Source organism: Roseovarius sp. M141 (assembly GCF_024355225.1).
Taxonomy (GTDB): domain Bacteria; phylum Pseudomonadota; class Alphaproteobacteria; order Rhodobacterales; family Rhodobacteraceae; genus Roseovarius.
In genome coordinates, this window is sequence record NZ_VCNH01000004.1 from 1 (window position 1) to 21,641 (window position 21,641).

A 21,641-nucleotide genomic window follows, 5' to 3' on the forward strand; every position below is an offset into this window, starting at 1 on the left:
CTCGCCCCTGACCAATCAAACCGCCCGCGTCGCCAACTGCATCGGTCACGAAGCGCCTGATTGGGTAGCAGGCGAACTTTACATCGGAGGCACCGGTGTGGCCATAGGCTATCTTGGCGATCCCGCATTGACCGCCGACCGGTTTGTTCCCGATCCAAAAGGTGGCGGCGCGAGGCTTTATCGGACCGGCGATTACGCGCTACACCGAGACGATGGCGGCATTACTCTGCTTGGGCGCACCGACTCACAAGTCAAGATCAACGGGTTCCGGGTAGACCTGTCCGAGATCGAGGCCCGGCTGCTCAACATTCCAGATGTGAAACGCGCCTGCGTCCTGGCGGAATCCAATAATGGTCGACAGAAAAGACTCCGGGCGTTCGTTGTCTGTGACGATCCCAATGCCGGTGACCGCATCAGGGAGGGCCTGCAATCGTCGCTACCCGAATACATGGTTCCGGCACGCATTGAAATCATTGACGCGTTGCCCCTGACCCGCAACGGTAAGATCGACCGCCCAAAACTGCTGGAGACGAGCCAGGCTAACGCTGCATCCTCCTCACCGACTCTGACGGACAGCACTGGCGCCCCCAGACCGGTCGCCGATGCGCTCGTGAGAATTGTTGTGGCGAAGCTGGACCTCGATGCTGAACCAGACCTTGCAATGGATCTTCCGGCCTTAGGCGCGGACAGCCTTGCGATCTTAAGAATTCTGAACGAGGTTCGATTGAATCTCGGCGTCGAGCTTGGTCTGCAGCAGGTCATGACCGACCCGGTACTCTCCAGCGTCGTTCTGCAAATCGAAACCAGGCTGATTCAGATTGCACAGCGCGTGGCGGCGAACTCTGATGTAGCAGACAAAACTGCGAACGAGACCTTATTCGAAACAGGTGAGATCTGACGATGTCGGACGAAACTCGCGCCGATCGGTTGATCCAAAGGCTGGAACGCGAAGGCATCATTCTCCAGACGAATGGGAAGACGATTTCCTGGCGTGCGCCGAAGGGCGCAATGACCGAAACCTTGATGGGCGAGATACGTCAGGTCAAATCCGCACTAATCACGCGCCTGGGCGAGCGCGGAACTGGTTGGGTGACGTTGGCGCCAACGCAGCGGCGGCTATATGTGCTGATGCGCCTGTCGCCCGAACGAACCGACCTGAATGTTTCCGCGACCGTCCGCTTTCTTGGTGATCTCGACATAGCAGCCTTGCAGGATTCCTTGAACTCCTTACTCGAAGATCACGATGCGCTCCGCACCCAGTTCGCCGTTAAGGATGGCGAAGCCGTTCAGCGTGCCCTGCCCGCACGCGATGTGGCATTGACGGTTGAGGAGCATTCCAGCGAACCTGACGCTATACGCCGGGCGAAGGACTTTGAATTGGTCCGTTTTCGGCTGGATGGCGAACCGACCCTGCGCGCAGTAGCGCTGCGTTACGCGGATAGCGCTTGGATTGTTCAGCTAAATTTTCACCATCTGACATGCGATCAGGGCTCGATGCGGATTGCTGTCAATGAACTGCTGGCGAGATATATGAACAAAACGCTGAACGTCGGCCTTACTGTTAATCGGGCGCCCGCATCCTACCTCGCCTTCGCGCGTGAGGCCACGGCCAGTGTGGCGCAAACGCGTGCGTGCGATCTGGCCTACTGGAAAGATCGTCTAAAGGACCTTCCTCCGCGTGCGCGACCAGCGTCGGGAGGCACACCGTACTCCATCCGCCAGAGACTCGATGTCGATAGTGCCGCCGCGTTCATGGCACTTGCTAAATCCAATCGAACTACAATTACAGCCGTGATGATGGCGATCTTCTCCCTTACGCTGCGCCACCATTTTGGTCGAGAGGACATCTTGATCGGCTCACCGTTCAACAACAGAGGGCCGGAGCAAGATAGTTCGGTGGGCATGTTCATTAACTCACTTGTCATTCGTCTCACGGATCGTGGAGACGCGGACTTCCCGAGCTGGCTAAAAACTGTGGCGCACAGTCTGATCGACGCGTTACAACACGCGAACACTCCCTATGACATGGTGGTCGATGTCCTGATGCCGGATAACCGTCAGGCCGAGTTATACGATGCTTGGCTTGCAGTTCGGCAAGGATACCGGCTGCCGCCTGTACGCGGGCTGTCAATCGAGCCGTTAGACTTGGATAGCATCAACGCCAACCATACGCTAAAAATGGAAATCGACATATATAATGACGGCATACTGACGCATCTGATCGGAACGACGGCAGCTTGCAGCGCTCTGGAAATGGAAGCGATTGCCTTCAGGTTCGCTTGCACGGCAAAGGCAGTCGCGGCTAAACCAAGCCAAACGTTAAGCGCGTTGACGGCACAGGTGGACCACGAAGTGGAGCAGTGGTCCGCCCAGCAGCGACTTCAGCAAGGCCAATCAAAACGGAGCAGTCTGCGATCCGCAGTCCGCAGCCGTGGTTAGGACGCGCCGGCTGGGGAACACGAGCGTGATTGATTTAACTGAGAAACGGGCGCGGAATGCGTCCGAAATTGCTATGGAGACACGCATGCCAACGCATGGAAACCAAATTGATCTGGCCGAGTTGATAGCTCCCGTTGACGAAGATGTTTTCCTCGACAAATACCTTTTTAAGAAGCCGTTGATCGTGCCCGGGCCCGAAGACAAGTTCCATTCCTTGTTTACATGGCGATCTCTCAACCGCTTGCTGAACAAGAGTCGCCACGATCCAGTTCGGGTTCATATGGACAAGGTCGGCGTTGCTCAGGAGGATCTGCCATTCACCCATATTGTTCCAAACGTTCGGGGCGAGCGCATCTCCCGGATTGATGTCCAGGCGCTATACGGCCATCTGCGCAATGGCGCCACTTTGGTTGTGGACGCAGTGAATGAAGTCGACGAAGACGTGGCAACCGTAACCGAAAAAGTTGGCGCGCGCCTGTCGACCACGCGGGCGACGACCGTCTTGTTCACCTCCTTTGGGCGGACTCCTGGATTTGCGATGCATTGGGATTCCAGGGATGTATACGCCCTTCAGGTCGAAGGTGAGAAGCGCTGGACGATCTATGAGCCGAGCCAGGCCTTCCCTATGGGTCGGGGAGATCACTCAATTCCTGGAAGCGGCGAGCCCGGCACGTTGGTATGGGATGGCGTGTTGACCAAGGGAGACATGCTCTACGTTCCGCGAGGGTGGTGGCACGAGGTCAAATCGACCGATTCCCCTTCTGTTCATCTCGCTCTTGGCGTCGCACCGGTCACCGGCCTAGACTATCTCGATTGGCTGCGTGAAGTCTGCGAAGACGACGACTTCTTCCGCGCCGATATGCCACTGCTGATATCTGACTCCGAGATGGCGGCCTATGCCACGCGACTTACTGCCGCGATCACTGAGCGCCTCGCCTCCTATGACGCGAGGGATTTCATCCAGAATCTACAGGTATCTTCCCCCATTCAAACCTACGTGAGCTTGCCGGAGGGCGTTTGGCCGGACCGTAGTGGCCTTAAGCCCGAAGATCGCGTAAGACTAAGCCCGCTGATGGCGCGGATTACAGACGAACCAGACTGGATCAGGCTGCAAGGAGGCGGTCGGGAATTTCGCGCGCCCAAATGGTCCCTTCCACTGGTGAGGAGTCTTGCGGCGGGCCGGATGGCGAGCGTTCAACAGCTCGGAGAGCTTGTGGCCGGCACGCCGGAAGATGAGATCCGCCAACTGCTCGCACAGCTGATCACAAAAGGCTTTCTTCATATCATACAGTGACCCAGCTGCGACGAATTTCGATCATAATCGGGCGAGCCTGTCAGCACACCCCAAGATCCTTAAAGCGACTTGGCCGGGCCGCGAGATCAGAGAGGGTGTGCACCGTTACTTCCAAGCGGTGCATCGCTGGGGCGCCACATCCGGGAGCGCGTTCGACCGCCACAGCCGCCAGCACATCCTCACTGATAGGAAATTGAAATAGGCTCCATCGATCCGCTGTCCCTAAATGGCCCTCATGGATCAATCGAGGCGGTGAGAGTCCGACCGCGAAGCTATCAAGCGGAACCGACAGGCCCGTCCCCGACGCTTTCAAGAGAGCTTCCTTTAAGGTCCATATTGAGGTCGCGGCGTGCGGACAGCCCGCTTCTCTGGCTTCCTCGATCTGGCGGATTTCCTCTGCAGCAAAAAACTTGTCTGCCACTTCTAATGCGTGTGGCCTGTTCGCCGCTTCCACATCGACGCCGATGTTCCGAGAGACCGTAACACCAACCATCGCAAGGCCCTTGCAGTGGCTCAAATTCATTCGGAGATCGGGTTCTCCTGGATGGATCACAGGCTCCGGCTTGCCATGGGGGCCCAACCTAAAGGCCCAGGTCTCAGGAGATCGACCGGATATCGCGGCCAGCATGGTCCTGGCAAGCACGTGGCCGACCAGAAAGCTTTTCTGATCCGTGGCGAAACAAAAGCGATCGAAACGCTTCCTCTCGTCTTCGTCTAGGATGGGTAAGAGTGCTGATTCGAGGCTGTCATGAGTATCACTTGTGCGACACCAGACGAGGTGAACAACGCCTTCTTGCATAGTATCATACTCCTGCCTTGGCCGTCTCAAGCAAACGCCTTGTACCATCTCCATTCGCTGGAACCGGGCTGAAAGGGGATCCTTAAAATCGGCCACTCGAAAAGAAAGATACCTCGTTTGTGGCATCGCGAAAGGTCGAACAATCTCTGTTAATGCTAAATTTCAACACAGCTTTAGCAAGCACTGAAGGAGTTCACCAATGTACGAGATTTTTGAGCTCGCGAGCGCGTGCTCCTGTCAGCAAACTGGCAGGATGAATGCTTCACACTCTGTGGGTGCTTGTATGCTTAAACACCCACGCAGACAGACCAGATCTAAATGGCGATAGAAAACCTGCGGGAAAAGCTTGGGCTGTTACGCGCCGAGCATTCCTAGCGGTAGCTGGCAAATGGGCCCCAGCGCGGTCAAGCCCGCCGCCTTAGCTTGAGCTAAGGAGTGTTTCGACTTCCTCATCAGACAGGGATTCAATCTGCTGAACCAAGAGAAGGTCTATATACTCCGCCTGAGCGCCGATCGTCGTGCAGGCCATTAGCTCTTGCAAGCGAACGGGAACGGCGAACGCCTCTCGCAAACGGCTGACCAACTGCATGGCGGCGAGCGAGTGACCGCCGAGTTCAAAAAAATCACTATCGACCTCGAGTCGACTTGCATTCAACAGGCCGCTCCAGAGCCCTGCGATGCGAATTTCCGTCGTCGTCTGGAGCGTTTCGCCCGCGGCCACTCCATCTTCGGCCTCGAGCGACCGTTCAGGGCTTGCGCCGGACAGCGCTTGTCTCGCCATGTCCTTTAGCTCGGCGATTTCGGAAACGCTCACCACGACGCGCCTGCTTTCCCCGGCCAGGACGGCGTCGAACACATCAGCCCCTTCATCCGCCCGCAATCCGCTCGCCAATGCCTTTTCGCGCCAAACCCGGAGCGGCGCAGGAACATCTGCGACTGCCGCCTGCCCGATATCGCGCCAGGCCGACCAGTTGATTGACACGGTCCTGTGCGCCATCGGATCGCCAAGAAGCGCCAAAGCGTCCATATGGGCGTTGGCGGCGCAATGGTCTGATTGGCCCGCCGTCCCTAGAACGCTATCCAGCGCAGAGCACAGAATCAGAGTATCCACCGGCTCGGGCAGTGCGCTTCGCAATGAGTTTAAACCCTCAATCTTGGGCTTGAACACCGCGTCTGCGTCTTCCCGGCTACGCAGCTGCAACAGACCACCGGCCGGCACGCCCGCCGCGTGAATGACTCCATGAATTGCGCCGAAGGCCGAGTAGGCTTTTTCGACCGCTTTAAGGGCCGTTTCGGGCTCTGCTATATCACCCATCACAACCTCCCACTGACCGCCAGCAGCATTGATTGCTCGAAGCGCTTCGACCCGTTGGCGCTCTTCGTCCTTAAGAGCCGCGAGGGGTGCGCTCGTATCCGGTGATGTCCGGGAAACGAAAACTAGGCGCGCCTGTGATTGCTTCGCGAGGTGCACCGCCAATGTGCGCCCTATCGCTCCTAGGCCTCCCGTAATGATCCAGACGCCCTTCTTCGGATACTCTGACTTACATTCAGCGCGCGGGTACGGTTTGTACACCTCTTGGCTGAACCGTCCGCCTACATGGAAGAGATGATCGGGCATGACGTGTTGCAGTCTTTCCCGAATGATGGACGCAAGTTCTGCGTCATCGGCGTCCGCAGTGATCTCGAGAGACTGGCAATCAATATCGGGTTGTTCATTCTGAACGACTCTGGTCACGGAACTGGCCATAGCCATCGACGGCGTTGAAGTCGCCGTCTGGTCGGCGAGGATGGCGCCCCGTGACGCGATCAAAATTCTCGGAACGCCTTGTATTTTCCCCTTAGCAATCGCACGCGCCAAATCACATACCTCATGATAGTATGCGGGGCCGGATCGAATGGACGGGGCGGCCCAGACCACAAGGACGCCATCGACCGGCCCGTCTTTCGCGTCCCCCTCCAGCGCGTCATGCCAGCTGACCTCCGGACAAAGAACATGCATCCGCGTGTCGATTTCGACGCGGTCAAACTCTGCCTCCAACGCCTTGGACACACTAGCGTCGTCACAGAAGACATGCCATCGCTGCGGGTGGACGATGGCGTCACGGGGCTGCACGGCGTCGAGCGTTGGACGCCACAAGAAGTCGGAAACCGCTCGCTTCACCTCGGCGCGCGTCGAAGCCGGCGATTCGATTACGTGGCGTCTGCGGGTCAATGGATGGGGGGGCACGGCGGTTCGCCGAAGGGTTTCAGCGGCGTAGTACTTGTCCCAATCCACCGCAACGCCAGTGCACCACAAGCCTGCCAGCCCCTCGGCGAGGGCGGCGCTCGAGCTTTGGACGAAATGATGGGACCGGCAAACCGTGTGCGCCTGCACCCGGTGCGAAGCGCCCTGCATTCTTTGCACAATGCCCGCCATCGATTGGCCCGGACCAATATCGAGAAATTGCGTGACACCGTCTTCGATCAGCGAATCCAGCCCATCCTTGAAGCGGACACAGGCTCTCAAATGCTTGCCCCAATAGCCGGCTCGCAGGTCCGACTCGTCGATCCACCGGCCCGTCACGTTCGAGATCATGGGGATTGCTGGCGCGGTACAATCCATCGTCCGTTCCAGCGCGTCCAGCTCCTCTGAGATCGGCGCCACCAGGGCAGTATGCGCAGCGACCTTTATGGCGATTTTCGCAAACGTGATATCGGCGGCGTCGAGATAGGTTATGAAATCCGCCATCTCCTTCGCCGGCCCGCCCAGCACCGTGTCATCCGGCGTGTTGATCACCGAAATCTCGATATGAGACTCCGCCGGGATATGTTGGCTGATCTGATCCGCAGGCAGGTTGACGTTGACCATTACGCCTTCAGGCATGTCTTCGAACCGGTTTGCGCGAAGGAGCGCCAACTTCGCTGCGTCTTCAACGCTCAAAACTCCTGCGATCACCGCTGCAGCATATTCCCCTGCGCTGTGTCCGATGACAGCGTCAGGGACCACGCCGAAAGCCTGCAGTGTCCGCGCGACGGCCACTTGAATACAGAACATGGCTGGCAGGCTGACCGAGGGCTTCTGGAAAGCCTCGCCGGCTTCATCCTTCGACATGAAGATCGCTGCTCTCAGATTCAGCTGACTCAGGTTCTGAACCCGTGAGATAACGGTTTCTAGCTCCGTGGCGAACACCGGCTCAGCTTCGCACAGCCCCTCCACCATCTCTGCGAACGCCGCGCCCCCGCCCGGAAACACAAACGCAATGCGCGGCGGAGTCAAAGTCTCGCACGCGCCGGCCACAAGGCGCTTGGCCTGCGCGTCATTGCCCCTGCTTGCCGTGTGATCGAGCAGATACGCGCCGCGCGTTGAATAGGGTTTGGCGCCGGTCGCCAAAGCGAAGGCGAGATTAGCCCGTTGCGCGGCATCGCCTTGCTCGATCGTCTCACGGAGCGAGTCGCATCTTTTTTCCAGCGCGGCCGCCGATTTCGCCGATGTCACGAATATGCGCGACCGGAGCGGGTTTGCATTATTCGCCGGTAAAGGCGCCTCTGACATGATGACGTGCGCATTGGTGCCGCCAAGTCCCAGCGACGTGACCCCCGCATGCCGGGGCGCCTTGCCGCGTTCCCACTTAACCGGCGATGTCGGGAGCCGAAAACGAGTGCCCTCCACCCCAAGACCGGGATTGGGCGCCTCGAAATTCAAGATTGGCGGGATGAGTCCACGTTCCATAGACAGGGCCGTCTTCACCAGTCCCAGAGCGCCGGCCGCGGTGTCGAGATGCCCCGTGCAACTCTTTACCGCGCCGATATAGCAAGGCGCCTTGGCATCTCCATAAACGGTGTTGATCGCCTCAAACTCGACTTGATCGCCCAGCTTCGTCGCGGTGCCATGGGTCTCGATCAGCGAAATATCCCGGGGATCGAGATCGGCGACCGCCAACGCCTCCGACAGAGTGGCGATTTGGCCACCCAACCCCGGTGCGGCGAAGCTTGGCCGGTCAGCGCCATCATTCTTGACCGCGCTCGATCTTATGACCGCTCGGATCGGGTCGCGGTCGCTCAGCGCGCTGTCCAAACGCCGCAGAACCAACGCCACCGCGCCGTTCGAGGGAACGAACCCGGACGCTTTGTGATCGAATGGACGGCACACGCCATCCGGCGCCATGACGCCGTCAACCTGGTAAAGATAGCCGCGCTTCTGCGGAATTCTTAGGGAAACACCGCCGACGATCGCGGTGTCGCAATCGCCCGCAAGCAAGCTTTGAACCGCGAGGTGGGCGGCGACCAGTGATGTCGAGCACGCGGTCTGGACCGTCAAACTCGGACCGCCCAGACCCAATTTGTAGGACAGACGCGTCGACAGAAAGTCCTTATCGTTGGCCAAGGTCAGACCATAGGCGCCCACCTGGGCGATGACGTCTTCTCTCGGCAACAGATTATTGTGTAGATAGCTGCTGGCTGCGCAGCCTGCAAAAACCCCAGTATCTTTCAGATAGGATTGCGGCACGCTTGCATTTTCGAGCGCTTCCTTCGCGACCTCCAGCATCAATCGGTGTTGGGGGTCGGTGATCTCCGCGTCGAGCTGGCTGAACTCAAAAAACTCGGAGTCGAACAGGAAAGGGTCATCCAAAATACCGCCGGCCAGCACTCTCTCTCCATGTTGGAGGAAAAGGCTGTCCAGCTGGCTGGCCTCGGCTGGACTGTCGTCGAAGCGGTCTATGCAAGATCGCCCTTCCACAAGGTTCGTCCAGAATTCCTCAAGCGTCCGGGCATGCGGAATGTTGACCGCCATTCCCACGATCGCAATAGACTGCTCATCCGTCACCTTGGACGCCTCCGTTGTGTTCTCATTGAGCGCCTTTTCGATGCGCGCGCCTTGCCTGCGTCGACCGCTTCAGGTCCTCCGCTGCCAGTGCCCAAGTGCTCAGCCAGACCTCTAATCGTGGGGTGAGCGAACAAAGCCGTGGCGGTGATGTGTTCGCCAAGGCGCGAACGCATTTCCGCGGAAGCGTCAATCAGGAGAAGGGAGTCCCCTCCGGCTTCGAAAAACGGCGTGTCGATCCCGAAATCGCCGTGACCCAGACATTTTCGCCAGACATCATGAATGGTGCGCTGCAAATCCGTTTCCGGCCGCTTCTGCCTACGGTGGCTATCATGCGCCTCTTGAAGATGGGCTAAAGCACCGAAGTCGAGCTTGCCGCTGGGCGAAACCGGGAGCGTATCGACAAAGATCCAATGGGCGGGCGTCAGATGGTCCGGAAGATTGTCGGCAGCGAAGGTCTTGATTGCGTTTACGCTTGCCCCAGGCGCAGCTATGAAAGCGGTGAGTGACTGTCCCGACGGCGATACGGCAGCTTGGTCTACTTCGGGATGCTCTGCAAGGAGACGTTCTACTTCATCCGGATCGACCCGATATCCCCTAATTTTCAGCTGCCGGTCCACACGCCCGACTAATTCAAGATCACCATTGGCCATGCGTTTGGCTAGATCTCCCGTCCGATACATGCGCGCACCGCCGCCGCGAAACGGATCAGGCAGGAATTTCTCAGCTGTTTGGTCAGGTGCGCCGACATAGCCAAGCGCGACCCCTGATCCTCCGATATAGAGTTCTCCGGTCACACCTGCGCCCAAGGGTCGGTAGTCTTGATCGAGCACGTAAAGGCAGGTTGCGGCGATCGGTTTGCCGATTGGTATTACGTGAGCGTTTTTCGGCGTCTGTGCGCTATCAAAAAAACTGCTGCCCACAACTGTTTCGGTTGGGCCGTACTCGTTGAATACTCGCGTCTGTGGCGCTCTATCTCGCCATTGCGACAGCATGTGTGGCAGCAATTGCTCGCCGCCCAGCACGGCGGTTTTGACCCGGTCCAATACAGCCTGCGGTAAGGTCTCGGCAAGGCGCTCGAACAGGCGGGGCGTCAGCTTCAGACAGAGTTTGCGGTCATCTTCGTCTTCGAGCCCGGCCGCAACGGTCGCCGCATCCCTCAAAATTCGGACTTTCTGTCCGGCGACGAGCGGCACCAGACTGGTTGTAAGGGATAGGTCGAACGCGAAGGGCGTACAGACGATAGCCACTCCCTGACCGTCAAATTCATAGGCTCTTGCCGCCCATTCGGCGTAGTTAGCAAGCCCCTCATGGGACACCATCACGCCCTTCGGCGCTCCAGTCGATCCTGATGTGTAAAGGACGTAGGCTGGGGCGCGCAAGTCCAGCGGCGAACCCAATAGGTCTGGTTTAATGTCGGTTGAGGCTTCGGAGCCTTCGAACCAATCCGATAGGACTATTGTTTTCAAATTGATGGGGTCGGCCGGTGGTTCCGTGGCAACGAGAAGCACCTTGGGTGCGCAATTTCTAAGAATGCGGGAGATTCGCCCGGAGGGTTGCGCCAGGTCGATGGGGACATAAGCTGCGCGCGCTAGCATGACCGCCAGAAAGGCCAATATCGTGTAAACGGATCGCTCTGTAGAAACCGCCACTAAACCGCCTTCAACGTTAAGGGTTCTGAGTTTCTCGGCGAGGGCCAATGCACGCGCAGCGAGGTTCCCATAAGTGATGCAAAGCCTGTCGTCCTGAAGCGCTATTCGCCCGGGACAGTCCCTGGCGGCCTTGAGAAAACGCTCCGGCAAAGCTTCGAGCGCAGGCGCATACGGTGCTCGTCCCTGGAGGTCCAACCATGCTATCTCTTCCGAACCGTGACGAGTCAACGCCGAGATCGCCGTATCAGGTTGATCAATCGCCTGCTCGATCAAAGCGCGGAACCCCTCTCGCCTGAAGGCCAGCACCTCCTCAGACAGAAAAACTGATTGCCGTGCGGACAGAACAATGGTGTTCGCGAGCGGTCTCCATGAGAGCCTAAGATCAAACGGATGGGCGCAGCTGTCCGCGAAGAGCATTTCCACGCCGATCTTAGAACTTCCGGAGTCAAGAGGGTCAGGGGCAATGTCAAAACCCCACTCTCCCTTTGCCGGCGAGTAGGTTTTTCCCGGACCATCGGTCGACGTCGCCCGGTGGCGTCTCTCGATCTGATCAATCAGCGCTGCGAAGCTGAGCGTACCGTCAACTTCTATTCCGAGCGGTTCATACAGGATTGCGGGGCCGACCATTTCCGCCAACGCCTCTTCCTGCAACCGGGGGTCGGTTGCAATGCTGACCCCACCCGCACCGCTGTTGGAAGCAGTGTTGAACTGAAAGGCGACCCAAGCGGCTAGAAGAATAGTGTTTGGGTCGGTCGATAACCTCGAGGCGAGACTTTGGAGCATTTCGACGCTGGAGGGCGCTAACTCCAGATTGCACCTTAGGGGCCGTGTGTGGGCGGTAGAGGCCGCGCTGGTCGAATGGAAAGTCGGCTTCCGGCTGACCCCGTTTGCAGCGGCAAGTTCGGTTTGCCAATCGGCGAACTCTTCAAATTGAACGGGGTCCTCCGACAGATCTCCGCCGTTCAACAGCAAAGCGATCTCGCGCGCGACCAACGCCAATGATCGAGCGTCTATGGCCCAGGACTCTCCCGAAAGCTCCAAGACTATGGTCCCTTCACCCTGATGAAAAGCACGGGCAGAGATTGGGGAGTCCTGATCCTCGGCCCAGGACACATGGCCTGGATGCTCTATCCACTGCGAAACCTCACTCGGAGTCCGTTCAAGGCGGCTTCCGAGAACGGGATGGCGTTTGCAAACGGCGTCCAATGCGGACTTGATCTGGACGATATCGGATAGGCCGGAAATTTTGTACAAGGCAGTCGCAGGCCATGGCACGCGCCCTTCACAGGCGTCGAACATAGCCTCAAGATAGGGCGAAGTTCGGAATTTGATCATGCCTCGCGGCCCGCTCAGACAGCCGAGCGCTGTCGCACGCTGAGCGGTCTCATATCGACCCAGATCTTGGCGATATGATCAAGGCATTCTGTCTTGGTCCCGGTAGTGCCCTCTGCCGTCCAGCCGGCTGGCAGTGCCTTCGTGACCGGCCAGATGCTGTATTGCTCCTCATGATTAAAGACGACCGCGTATTGAAGTTCCGTTGTCATAGTGGTCTCCCATTTCAAATCTCTATCTTGGTCAATACCGCGCCCGCCCGCTCATCATTACGAGCAGCTCTCGACTTCCCTGATAGGCCAAGCGTCCATGAGCCGCGCTGACATTGTCAACGAACAGCAAGTCACCTTGGCGCCAATGCACTGGCACTTCGATCGCCTGATAAGCTGCCTTGATTCGTTCAATAACAATGTCGGGGATCGGGGTTCCATCTCCGAATGTACAGTCGCGCGGCGGACCGGTTTCTGCGAAGACGGTTTCAATCGAACGCCGCGACCGCTCGGGCAGCGCCGCTGGGTGAAAATGTAGGAGCTGGCCGACCCAGCATTCGCGTCGCGACAGAGGATGGGTCAGAATTCCCGGCCGTGTGGCGTAGGTGGTTAGCACATCGCCTCGCCACTCCACCCGCATCCCGCTTTCCGCGCACTGCCTCTCCACAACCTCTCGATCCTCCGAGCCGAACACAACTTTCCAATCCAGCCCAGGACCAAGGCCGTACCGTCGTACATAGGTCAGACCACGGTCGATCAGCCTCGGATCGATACTCTGAATAGAGTCGAGCACAGTGCTGCTTGACGCCACCACTGTCTCTCCTCCCGACGCCGCCGGTGCCCCGCAGGCGAACCAGATATGAGCCGGCCATTCACTATTAAAGCTGTCTTCATTATGCCAAAGTAGGCGCTCCTCATTGGGATAGGGGATCGGAGTAAATACCTCTTTGCCCCGCGCCTCTCGTGGATGTTCCCGCGTTGCATAGGCGGCATACCCAGTGGTCTTCACGATGGCCGCAAGTTTTTCCGGTGTGTCTACGTCGTAGCCTCGAAATAGAACAGCTGACTCCTCCGCCACCGTGTCAAATAGCCGCTCAGCGTTCGAACCGACCCAGTCGGCCAGGTTGGCTCCGGTCTCGTCAGGTCGGTAGGTTGTCAACGATGGCACTGGATCCGCGGACTCGGATCCGCTCCCAAGCGCGGGACGGCGCGATTGTGCTTTGCGACGTTTAAATTCCATGGTCTTCCTCGCAATAGGCTGATTGGCTTCAAGCCTTTCTGGAGACTGTGCAAGGATCGCTTCGAGCTCGTCAAGTATGCTTGCTGCAAGTGCCTCCGCAACAATCTCCGGGCGAAAATGCAGCTCAAGCGAGGCTCCAGCATCATCCTCTATCACCGCAAGCGTCAGTGCTTCCTGGGCGATCGGAATCGTTCGCGGCAATCGCATCAATTGAGAGGTGCCAAGCGCATGGCGCATCGAGTTGACGCCTTGGTGGATTATCTTCGTGTCAAACAAAGGTTCAGATCGCGAGCGTGATTGGTTTGCGGCGCGCATGAGTTGGTCATAAGGCGTACCGGCAAGGGGCAGGATTGCGCGCATTGCGAACTGGACGGTCTGCACGATCTCGGCCAGAGTGGTTTTCCCCGAAAGGTCCACAGGAATTGGCACCTGGTTCACAAGCGGGGCGATGCAATGGGCAGATGTGGGGTCGTCACGCTCTGCAAAATCTGTTCCAACGATCAAAGACTGTCGACCCGTCTTAAGCCGCAGCGTCTCGAGAAAAGCCGACAACACGACTGTGAAAGGGGTCGTATTGAGCTCTTTCGAGAGGTTACGAAATGAAGTACGCACCCTTGCCGTCAGGGTCTGGGTGGGTCCGACTGAGGGCAAGTCCACCGTTTCGCCCCAGATGGCACGCGGGTAACCATTCAAAAGCCGGAGAAGTTCTTCTGTGCCGCGCGATTGGTCCGCATTTCCGGCAGCAACAGCAATCGAGCGCCGATTTGGCAACGCTGTGTCGCGGCCCAGCGTCAGAGCGACATATTCTTCCGCGAGGTCGGCCAGCACCAGCTTCACGCCTTCTCCGTCCGTGACAATGTGATGCAGGGTCAGACACAAGAGCCAGTCCTCTTCATCGAACCGCGCCAAACGTAACGCCAGCAAGGGCCCCGTTTGGAGATCGAAAACTGTGCCGTCAGCCTTGGCGGCCAGTTTCAGAGAAGCGGCCTCACGATCAGCGGAGCGGATATGCGACATGTCCTCCACTGTTAGTGTGGAGACGACGGTTTCCAAGACGACCGGTTTAGGATTTCGTCCCTCCTGGATAAAAATTGTTCGAAGATCATCATGATGAGCGATCAGCCGCTCGAGAGCAGCGCGAAGGGCGTCAAGATTGAGCGGGCCCGCGACACGCAAGGCGATTGACACGTTAGGCACGAGGCCGGGTTGGAGTTGCTCTGCGACCCAGATCCGTCTTTGAGCACTAGTGAGGCCGCCTTGGATGCCACTCGGTTGCGAAGCAAGTGCGGCAGATTCGATATGGCGGGCAAGATCGCAAAGCTTCGGAAAGGCGAAGACATCCGCGACTTTCACCCGCCTGCCAGTCGCTGTCTGGGCGCGCACGGCCACGTTGTGCGCCAGGAGCGAGTGGCCCCCGAGCATGAAGAAGTCACTCTCCGCTCCGAAGTCGTCTCGTTCAAGCACGTTTCTCCAGATCTGGAATAGTGCGTTTTCAAACTCACCTTCGGGCGCGGTCTGGACAGCCTCGTCCTTTGGGACGGCCATGCCCCGCAATGCGGCATTCAGATCGAGCTTTCCACGGCTGGTGACCGGCAGGCTGTCCACGCTCTTGAACAGGCTTGGAACAGCATAGGGAGGAAGCTGCTTGGCTAAAAACGCACGCAGGTCGCGCTCGTCGAGCGACGATCCTTCAGGCAGCTCGAGAATCGAGACGAGTTTTCGGTTAGCGCCCTCACCGACCGCTGTTGTGATGCTCGCGCGGACTGCGCCGTAGCTTGCGATGACCGCATCAACGCCCTCGGGCTCAATGCGGTAGCCGCGAACCTTGAGCTGTCGGTCACGACGGCCGCGGAATTCAAGACATCCGTCGGGCCGGATCCGAACCAGATCGCCGGTTCGGTATAACCTCGCTCCGGGTTCCGACGAAAAGGGGTCCGGGAGGAAGTTTTCCGCCGTCCGCGCGGGATCGCCCACATAGCCGCGCGCGACACCGGAGCCGCCAATATAAAGCTCGCCGTCGACACCGGGCGGCGCCGGGCGAAGGAACGCGTTCAGAACATGGAGGCTCTCGCCGAATAGTGGCTCGCCAAGCGGGGGGTTTCCGCCGTCACGCAAGCGATGAGCGGACGACCAGATGGTGGTTTCGGTGGGACCATAGACATTCAGCACACGGCCACACCGTTCGAACAGACGGCCAAACAGGCCGGACGGCGCGGCCTCGCCGCCACATAACACGGTCAGTTCAGGGAAATGGAACGGTCGCTCCAAAAGGTTGGATAGGGTCGACGGCGTGGCCTGAAGCAGGGTGACGCCGTGGCGTTTTACCGCGGCAAGGACTGTATCTGGCGAGGTCAGCGCTCCGTCTCCCCCGATGACGACAGCGCCGCCAACCAGAAGGGGCAGGAATATTTCCAGTATCGAGATGTCAAAGCTTGTGGAGGTGAGCGACAGCAAGACGTCATCGCTGCTCGCGCCAAGCAGATCTGCAAGGGCGGCCAGTGTTGCATCCAGTGCGGCGGCCTCAACACCGATGCCTTTGGGGCGCCCTGTCGAGCCGGAACTGAACATGATGTAGGCAAGCCGATTTGCCGGCGGCGGCGCCGCCATTCCGCCCCCGGCATCGCATTGGTCCGACGTCAGGAGCACACGTATGCCCTTGGGGCATTTGGGCAGCAGGTCGGGTGTCGTGACAGCGGCGCGGACACCGCTTCGCTTGAGAATGTCTGCAATCTGCGCTTCAGGCAGATCGACGGAAATGGGCACCACGGGAAGACCCGCCATCAACGCCCCCATGAAAACCGCGATGTAGTCCGGAGACTTGGGCAACAGGACACCCACCGGAGCATCCGGCGAGCCCCCGCGCGCCGCATCAAGAGTTGCACTCCAACTGCGCGCCCGAGCGAGCAGGTCGCCGTAGGACACCGTACCGCCTTCGGCGATCACGGCGTCCTTCTCAGGCAAACAGGCCGCATGTTCTTGGAAGGCTTGGATAAGCCCCGAAACTTCTCTCGCGCGCTTGCCGCCCAGCCGCTCGGATTGGGCCAGCAACGGCCTGTCATGCGCGCGCAAAATATCGACATCCGCATGGGCATCACCGACGCCAGCGAGCATCGCGTCAAGCACAAGATTCAAGGTGTCGGATATTCGCTTCGCCGTGTTACGATCAAACACGGTGGTGGCGTATCGCAAAGTCCACCTGATGCGATGACCTTCATCAAAAAAGTCAAAGTTCAAATCGGTTGGTGCGCCTTGCTGCGAAATATCCATGTGAGACCAGCCGTGCTTGGCGAAGACGGATCGGAGCAAGTCGAGCCTGTGCCAGCTGGCGAGGACCTGATAGAGCGGTGTCGTGCCCGTCGCGCCCGACAATCCAAGATGCTGGACCAGCGAGGAAAAGGGCGCCTCGATACAGGAGCGGGCGCGCTCAAGCTCGCGCTGGCACTCCTCGATTAGGTCTTTGAAGGTCATGGTTTCGTCGGCTTGCAGGCGTAGGGCGACAGGGTTCATCAAAGGGCCGACAATCCCGTGCCGCTTCCGGTCATCGCGAGACGCCATGGCTGTCCCGACCACCAGCTCGCTGGTCGAGCTCAAGCGGGTCAATGCGCTGGACAGAGCAGCAAGCACCGCGACGAAAACAGTCGTGCGCGCGCTCTTGGCAAGCTCGCGCAAGCGGTGCGTCGTTGTCCGAGACAGCTTCGACCGCACAAGGCCCGCCTCAAACGATTGGACCGGGCCAGGATCGCGGTCACTTGGCAGGCCCAGTCGTACAGGCGCTTGCTTGAAATGCCTCGCAAGCGCCTGGAATTGCGCTTGTCCTCGTTTCGAAGCGAGGAAAGCCGCTTCGGCGGCCGCGACCGCCGCCAGCCCGGGATCCGCTTTCCAGCCTAAGGCTTCCTGTTCGGTGGAACCCGAGTAGTCTTCGGCGAGCTCGCGGGCCAGGATGTCCAGGCTCCAAGCATCCGCCACAATGTGATGGACGACGATGAGCAAATAGACGTCGCCTCCCGACACCTGTCCTATCACGCACCGCATGACGTCACTCGCCTCAATATCCAATGCTCGTCCAGCTTCGGCCTCGAACCGACTTACGAGGTCGGCTTCGCACTCAAGCGGCTCCCGCCACACTGCAATTTCGGGATAGGCATCACCTACCGGCCTGGTTCGCAAACGAGGGGCACCGTCATGATCTTCAATCACACTGCGAAGCGATGGATGCCGGTCCACCAACCTTCTAATGCACGCGGTGAGGCGATTCATATCGGCCACGCGTCCGACCTTCATTGCAAGGGGCAGATTCAAAGCCTCGCCCGCACCCAGCCGATGCTGGTGCCAAAGTGCCTGTTGGCCCACCAGAAGCCGCTCTGACGCATCGCCCGGCGCCTGTGCCGGACCTGATATGTCGTCGTCGGCGCGAGCCGCAGCGACCGATTGGCCGACTGCGCACAACGGCAAAGTCCCTAGCAGATCATCCGGCGCCAACCGCAAGCCATGGTGACTTTCCAGACGATCACAGACGTGCAGCGCGCCCATGCTGTCCAGTCCGTGGAAGGTAGCGGTTTCATTAACGTTGATCGAACCGGCGGTCAGACCGAGCACCTCTGCAACGGTTTGCACCAAAGCACCCTCGGGGGACCCGCCGGAATAAACCACAGTTCCCGATTGACCACGGGAGGACTCGATCAGGTTTAGGCCCTGCCGCGCATAAAGGCCTTTGGCTTCTAGCCTCCTAATTTTGCCGCTCGACGTTTTGGGAAGGCTGTTTGGTTTGACCAGGAGCAGGTCATCAGCCTGGACGCCAATAGCGTCGAACACGGCTTTCCTGATCTGCGACAACATGGCCTCAGGCGTCATTCGCGCCCGAGTGGGGACCTCGCGCGCCACTATCAGTCGTTCGCCAGCCGGATCGTCCTCGCCAAAAGCAACGGCTGCCCCATTCATCGGTAACGCCGACTCAACCGCCTCCTCCACGTCTTGTGGGAGTATATTCCGACCGCGTATTATTATTAGATCAGTTTTCCGTCCACAGATGAATATCTCGCCTTCAGCATCACAAAACCCTAAATCGCCTGTCGCTAGGTAGGGCTCCCGCGCGCCGTCAACGCATTCGTGAAACGGATCCCGTTTCGGATTGGTGTAGCCGGACGCAACATTCGGACCAGCAACGTGGACCTCGCCAACCTGCAGCGGCGCGACACTCTGGCCCGTCGACGGATCGACGATTTTCAGCGTCACGCCTGGCACCGGCGAGCCGCACCCGACGAGCACCCGTTCGTCATTCTCAGTCCTGGCGCTCCGAGCTTCGCCTTGCTCAAGCGCGTCGGCAGAAAACAGTTTCTTGCGCGCGCCCTCTCCGCGGCGGGCGCTGCTCACAATCAGAGTCGCTTCAGCCAAACCGTAACAGGGTAGAAACGCCTCTGCAGAAAACCCGAAAGGCGCACTGGCGACTTCGAAGCGCTTCAATGTAGCGGGCCGAATGGGCTCAGCACCGGTGAACGCGATTTTCCACCCTGAAAGGTCAATTTCCACGTTTGGATTCTTCTCAAGCTGGGCAGCCACGCGCGCAAACCCGAAATTCGGTCCGCCAGCCACTGTCGCCTTCCTGTCAGAGATCAACTGAAGCCATTTAAGCGGGTTTCGGATGAAGGACTGGGGGGTCATCAATAGATTAGGAAAACCCACATAGATCGGCGCTAAGATGCCACCGATTAGGCCCATATCGTGGAAGGGTGGAAGCCAGAGCACTCCTTTGTCCGACGAGCAGAGCGAGAATCCCAGCCGGATCATTTCCAGGTTGGCCATAATATTGTCATGAGTAAGAATGACGCCCTTTGGGGCGCCCGTTGATCCGGACGTGTATTGAATAAGCGCAATAGCATCTCTTGTCGGCGTGGGAATATGTGCCAAATCCGATCCGGAGCGTGCTGCAAGCCGACGTTCTGCAACATCCAAAACAGCCAATTTACCAAGAGCTTCACTAGAGGACGCGGTGAAGTCGAGCCACCTGTTTTTGGTCTCACATCCATCAATCAAGACCAGTTCGGCACCCGCATCCTGAGCTATGGCTGACACCCTTGGTAGCTGCGACGTCGCCGTCGGCGGATAGATCGGGACTGCGGTCACACCCGCCCTAAAACAGGCCAAAAGAGCAACAACATAGTCCAAACCCGGTTGGCATGCGATAAGCGCACGGGACCCCGGCCTGCCGCCAACTTCGTCTGAGGCCGCTACTTTCAAAACGGCATCCTGCAACTCCCGGTAGGAAATTGGTGTAATGTCGGAATGCGTGGCTAGGAATTCGAACGCAACCGCATCGGGAAGTAATTGCGTGAGTTGTTCGAGACGATCAGATATCGTCCCTCCAAGTTTCCCGACAGCCAAACTCAACCCCTTATGCTCAACCTAGCCCAAGCACCGGACAGGATAGTTGCGAAAAGCGTACACCTTATCCTTTTCCACCTACAAGTGTTCAATCTTGTATTATAATAACGCATCCCATCTTCAAGCTTATCCGCTTTGCGACGGAAAAAACCTCAGCGTTTCAATAGAAATGGAACCGTCACGATGCCGTCGACGGCCCGCTGAAAACCAAACAGAAAGACTGCCAGCTTAGTTTCAGCTTGACGCTTTGTCATGCAGTGATAACGCTCAACGTACAAAAGCTAACAGACAGTCGGTCGGGTCAGTGTCGTGGTGCAATTGAGAGCTGAAAAAGTACTGTCAGATATCGACGAGAGCCATCTCCGCAGTCAGGTTGAGAAACTGCTCGGCCCGCGGAGCCGACTTCACGCGCCAGAGCGCATGGCTGAAGTCGAGAGGGAGCTCATCAGCGCACTAGTTTCCATCGGCCTTCAGGTCAGCAAATGCCCTTACTCGTTATCGAATGTCGCGGGAAACAAGGACCTCGGCACGCATGAGGAAGGCGACTGGTCCGACACCGTGTATGAGGAGCTCAATGGACAGAATATCGTGGCGTTGAAACCCGGCGCCGGCTCAGATGTTATTGTCTTGGGCGCGCATTTCGACACCACCCGCGACTCTCCGGGTGCCGACGACAACACCTCAAGCCTCGTCGCATTACTTGAGGTCGCGCGTCTTTTAGCTCCGCTGGAGCTTGATGCGACGCTGCTTTTCGTTGCCTTTGATATGGAAGAGATCGGCTATCATGGGTCTCGCGTTTTCGTGCGGGATCAACTGCCCGAGCCTCCCAAGGCGGCAATCGTTTTCGAAAGTGTCGGTTACACCTCGACAGAGCCTGGGAGTCAGAAAACTCCACCCGGATTCAGGCTGCTCTACCCCCGCCAGGCTCGGAAGCTGAAACAATGCGAGTACCGTGGAAACTGGTCGGCGATCGTGCACCGTCGGAATTCACGTCGTCTGGCTCGGCGTATCGCTGACGAACTGGATGGCGTAAGTTGCGAGAACTCGACGATTCTCATGAGCGATCCGGGCGACCTCCCGCTGGTCGGCGACCTGATTAGGAAGGTTGCGCCTTTCGTCCGAAACTTCGGCCGCAGTGACCACATCGCATTCTGGGAGCAGAACATACCCGCGATTATGATCACCGACACGGCGAACTTCCGAAATCCGCACTATCACCAACCCTCGGACTTACCGGACACGCTCGATTACGGGCACCTGCGCCAGGTGATTGCGGCTACAGCGATCGCCATCGAAGCCCTGGCGATTGGCGGGTCATAGCTAGCGCTGACTTCACACGCGCTAACTCCCACAATTGCCTAATTTTGATGACAACACGCAAAGGTATGGTATACATCATTAAGAAGAAAAGGATTTATAAGCTTGTGCTGAGCTAGGGATATGGAGGGATAGTTTATGGACGAACAAGCAATCGCCGAATTGGGCGCCAAGGCGCGCGAAGCCCTGTTGGCTGAGCAGAATGGCGTTTTTGATGCCATAAAGACAAAAGCCGAAACCATGGCTCGCTTGGAGGCCGAACGGCTGTACGCCAGCCTGATTCACCAGTTCCAGGAACATATGTAACTCACCGCGTTAGCGGATCGGAGAATTCACAAGAGAGCAATCTGCTCATTTGTGGATTTTCTTTATGTGCGAGGATTACTTAATAATCTGCAC

Annotated in this window: 10 protein-coding genes; 5 read left to right on the forward strand and 5 right to left on the reverse strand. The window is 58.3% G+C overall.

Features of this window, described 5'->3' with window-relative positions:
• From FGD77_RS02715 to FGD77_RS02725, 3 genes are all read left to right on the forward strand, one after another.
• Positions 1 to 898 (forward strand): non-ribosomal peptide synthetase (locus FGD77_RS02715; RefSeq protein ID WP_255006132.1); only part of this gene is annotated, 898 nt, incomplete at its 5' end.
• Between the two features lie 2 nt (positions 899 to 900).
• Positions 901 to 2,439 carry a condensation domain-containing protein gene (locus tag FGD77_RS02720; RefSeq protein ID WP_255006133.1) on the forward strand — a complete coding sequence of 513 codons (1,539 nt, stop codon included), beginning with the start codon at positions 901 to 903 and terminating at the stop codon, positions 2,437 to 2,439.
• Between the two features lie 85 nt (positions 2,440 to 2,524).
• Positions 2,525 to 3,733: a cupin domain-containing protein gene (locus FGD77_RS02725; protein ID WP_255006134.1), complete on the forward strand. Its 1,209-nt coding sequence runs from the start codon at positions 2,525 to 2,527 to the stop codon at positions 3,731 to 3,733.
• A gap of 40 nt (positions 3,734 to 3,773) precedes the next feature.
• Here the strand turns inward: FGD77_RS02725 and FGD77_RS02730 are convergent, their stop codons facing one another.
• From FGD77_RS02730 to FGD77_RS02750, 5 genes are all read right to left on the reverse strand, one after another.
• The gene (locus FGD77_RS02730; RefSeq protein ID WP_255006140.1) at positions 3,774 to 4,532 is read right to left on the reverse strand and encodes a 4'-phosphopantetheinyl transferase superfamily protein; all 759 of its coding nucleotides are present in this window, start codon (positions 4,530 to 4,532) and stop codon (positions 3,774 to 3,776) included.
• A gap of 418 nt (positions 4,533 to 4,950) precedes the next feature.
• Entirely contained in the window at positions 4,951 to 9,336 is a 4,386-nt protein-coding gene (locus FGD77_RS02735) for a type I polyketide synthase (RefSeq protein ID WP_255006141.1), read from the reverse strand.
• On the reverse strand, positions 9,333 to 12,320 hold the full coding sequence (locus tag FGD77_RS02740) for a non-ribosomal peptide synthetase (protein ID WP_255006142.1): 2,988 nt from the start codon (positions 12,318 to 12,320) through the stop codon (positions 9,333 to 9,335). Before FGD77_RS02740 ends, FGD77_RS02735 begins: the two co-directional genes overlap by 4 nt.
• Before the next feature lie 14 nt (positions 12,321 to 12,334).
• Complete coding sequence (locus FGD77_RS02745) at positions 12,335 to 12,529, reverse strand: MbtH family NRPS accessory protein (protein WP_255006147.1); 195 nt, start codon at positions 12,527 to 12,529, stop codon at positions 12,335 to 12,337.
• Positions 12,530 to 12,560: 31 nt separating this feature from the next.
• Entirely contained in the window at positions 12,561 to 19,925 is a 7,365-nt protein-coding gene (locus FGD77_RS02750) for a non-ribosomal peptide synthetase (RefSeq protein ID WP_255006149.1), read from the reverse strand.
• A 420-nt stretch (positions 19,926 to 20,345) separates the two neighbouring features.
• On the opposite strand from FGD77_RS02750, the gene FGD77_RS02755 reads away from it, so the two are divergent.
• Entirely contained in the window at positions 20,346 to 21,245 is a 900-nt protein-coding gene (locus FGD77_RS02755; protein WP_255006150.1) for a M20/M25/M40 family metallo-hydrolase, read from the forward strand.
• A gap of 135 nt (positions 21,246 to 21,380) precedes the next feature.
• The gene (locus FGD77_RS02760) at positions 21,381 to 21,548 is read left to right on the forward strand and encodes a hypothetical protein (RefSeq protein ID WP_255006155.1); all 168 of its coding nucleotides are present in this window, start codon (positions 21,381 to 21,383) and stop codon (positions 21,546 to 21,548) included.
• Positions 21,549 to 21,641 lie beyond the last annotated feature (93 nt).

Excerpts from the sequence above, each read along its gene's own strand:
- FGD77_RS02730 (WP_255006140.1), bottom strand. The coding sequence starts at position 4,532 with ATGCAAGAAGGCGTTGTTCACCTCGTCTGGTGTCGCACAAGTGATACT.
- FGD77_RS02720 (WP_255006133.1), top strand. The coding sequence starts at position 901 with ATGTCGGACGAAACTCGCGCCGATCGGTTGATCCAAAGGCTGGAACGC.
- FGD77_RS02745 (WP_255006147.1), bottom strand. The coding sequence starts at position 12,529 with ATGACAACGGAACTTCAATACGCGGTCGTCTTTAATCATGAGGAGCAA.
- FGD77_RS02755 (WP_255006150.1), top strand. The coding sequence starts at position 20,346 with ATGGCTGAAGTCGAGAGGGAGCTCATCAGCGCACTAGTTTCCATCGGC.
- FGD77_RS02725 (WP_255006134.1), top strand. The coding sequence starts at position 2,525 with ATGCCAACGCATGGAAACCAAATTGATCTGGCCGAGTTGATAGCTCCC.
- FGD77_RS02740 (WP_255006142.1), bottom strand. The coding sequence starts at position 12,320 with ATGATCAAATTCCGAACTTCGCCCTATCTTGAGGCTATGTTCGACGCC.
- FGD77_RS02760 (WP_255006155.1), top strand. The coding sequence starts at position 21,381 with ATGGACGAACAAGCAATCGCCGAATTGGGCGCCAAGGCGCGCGAAGCC.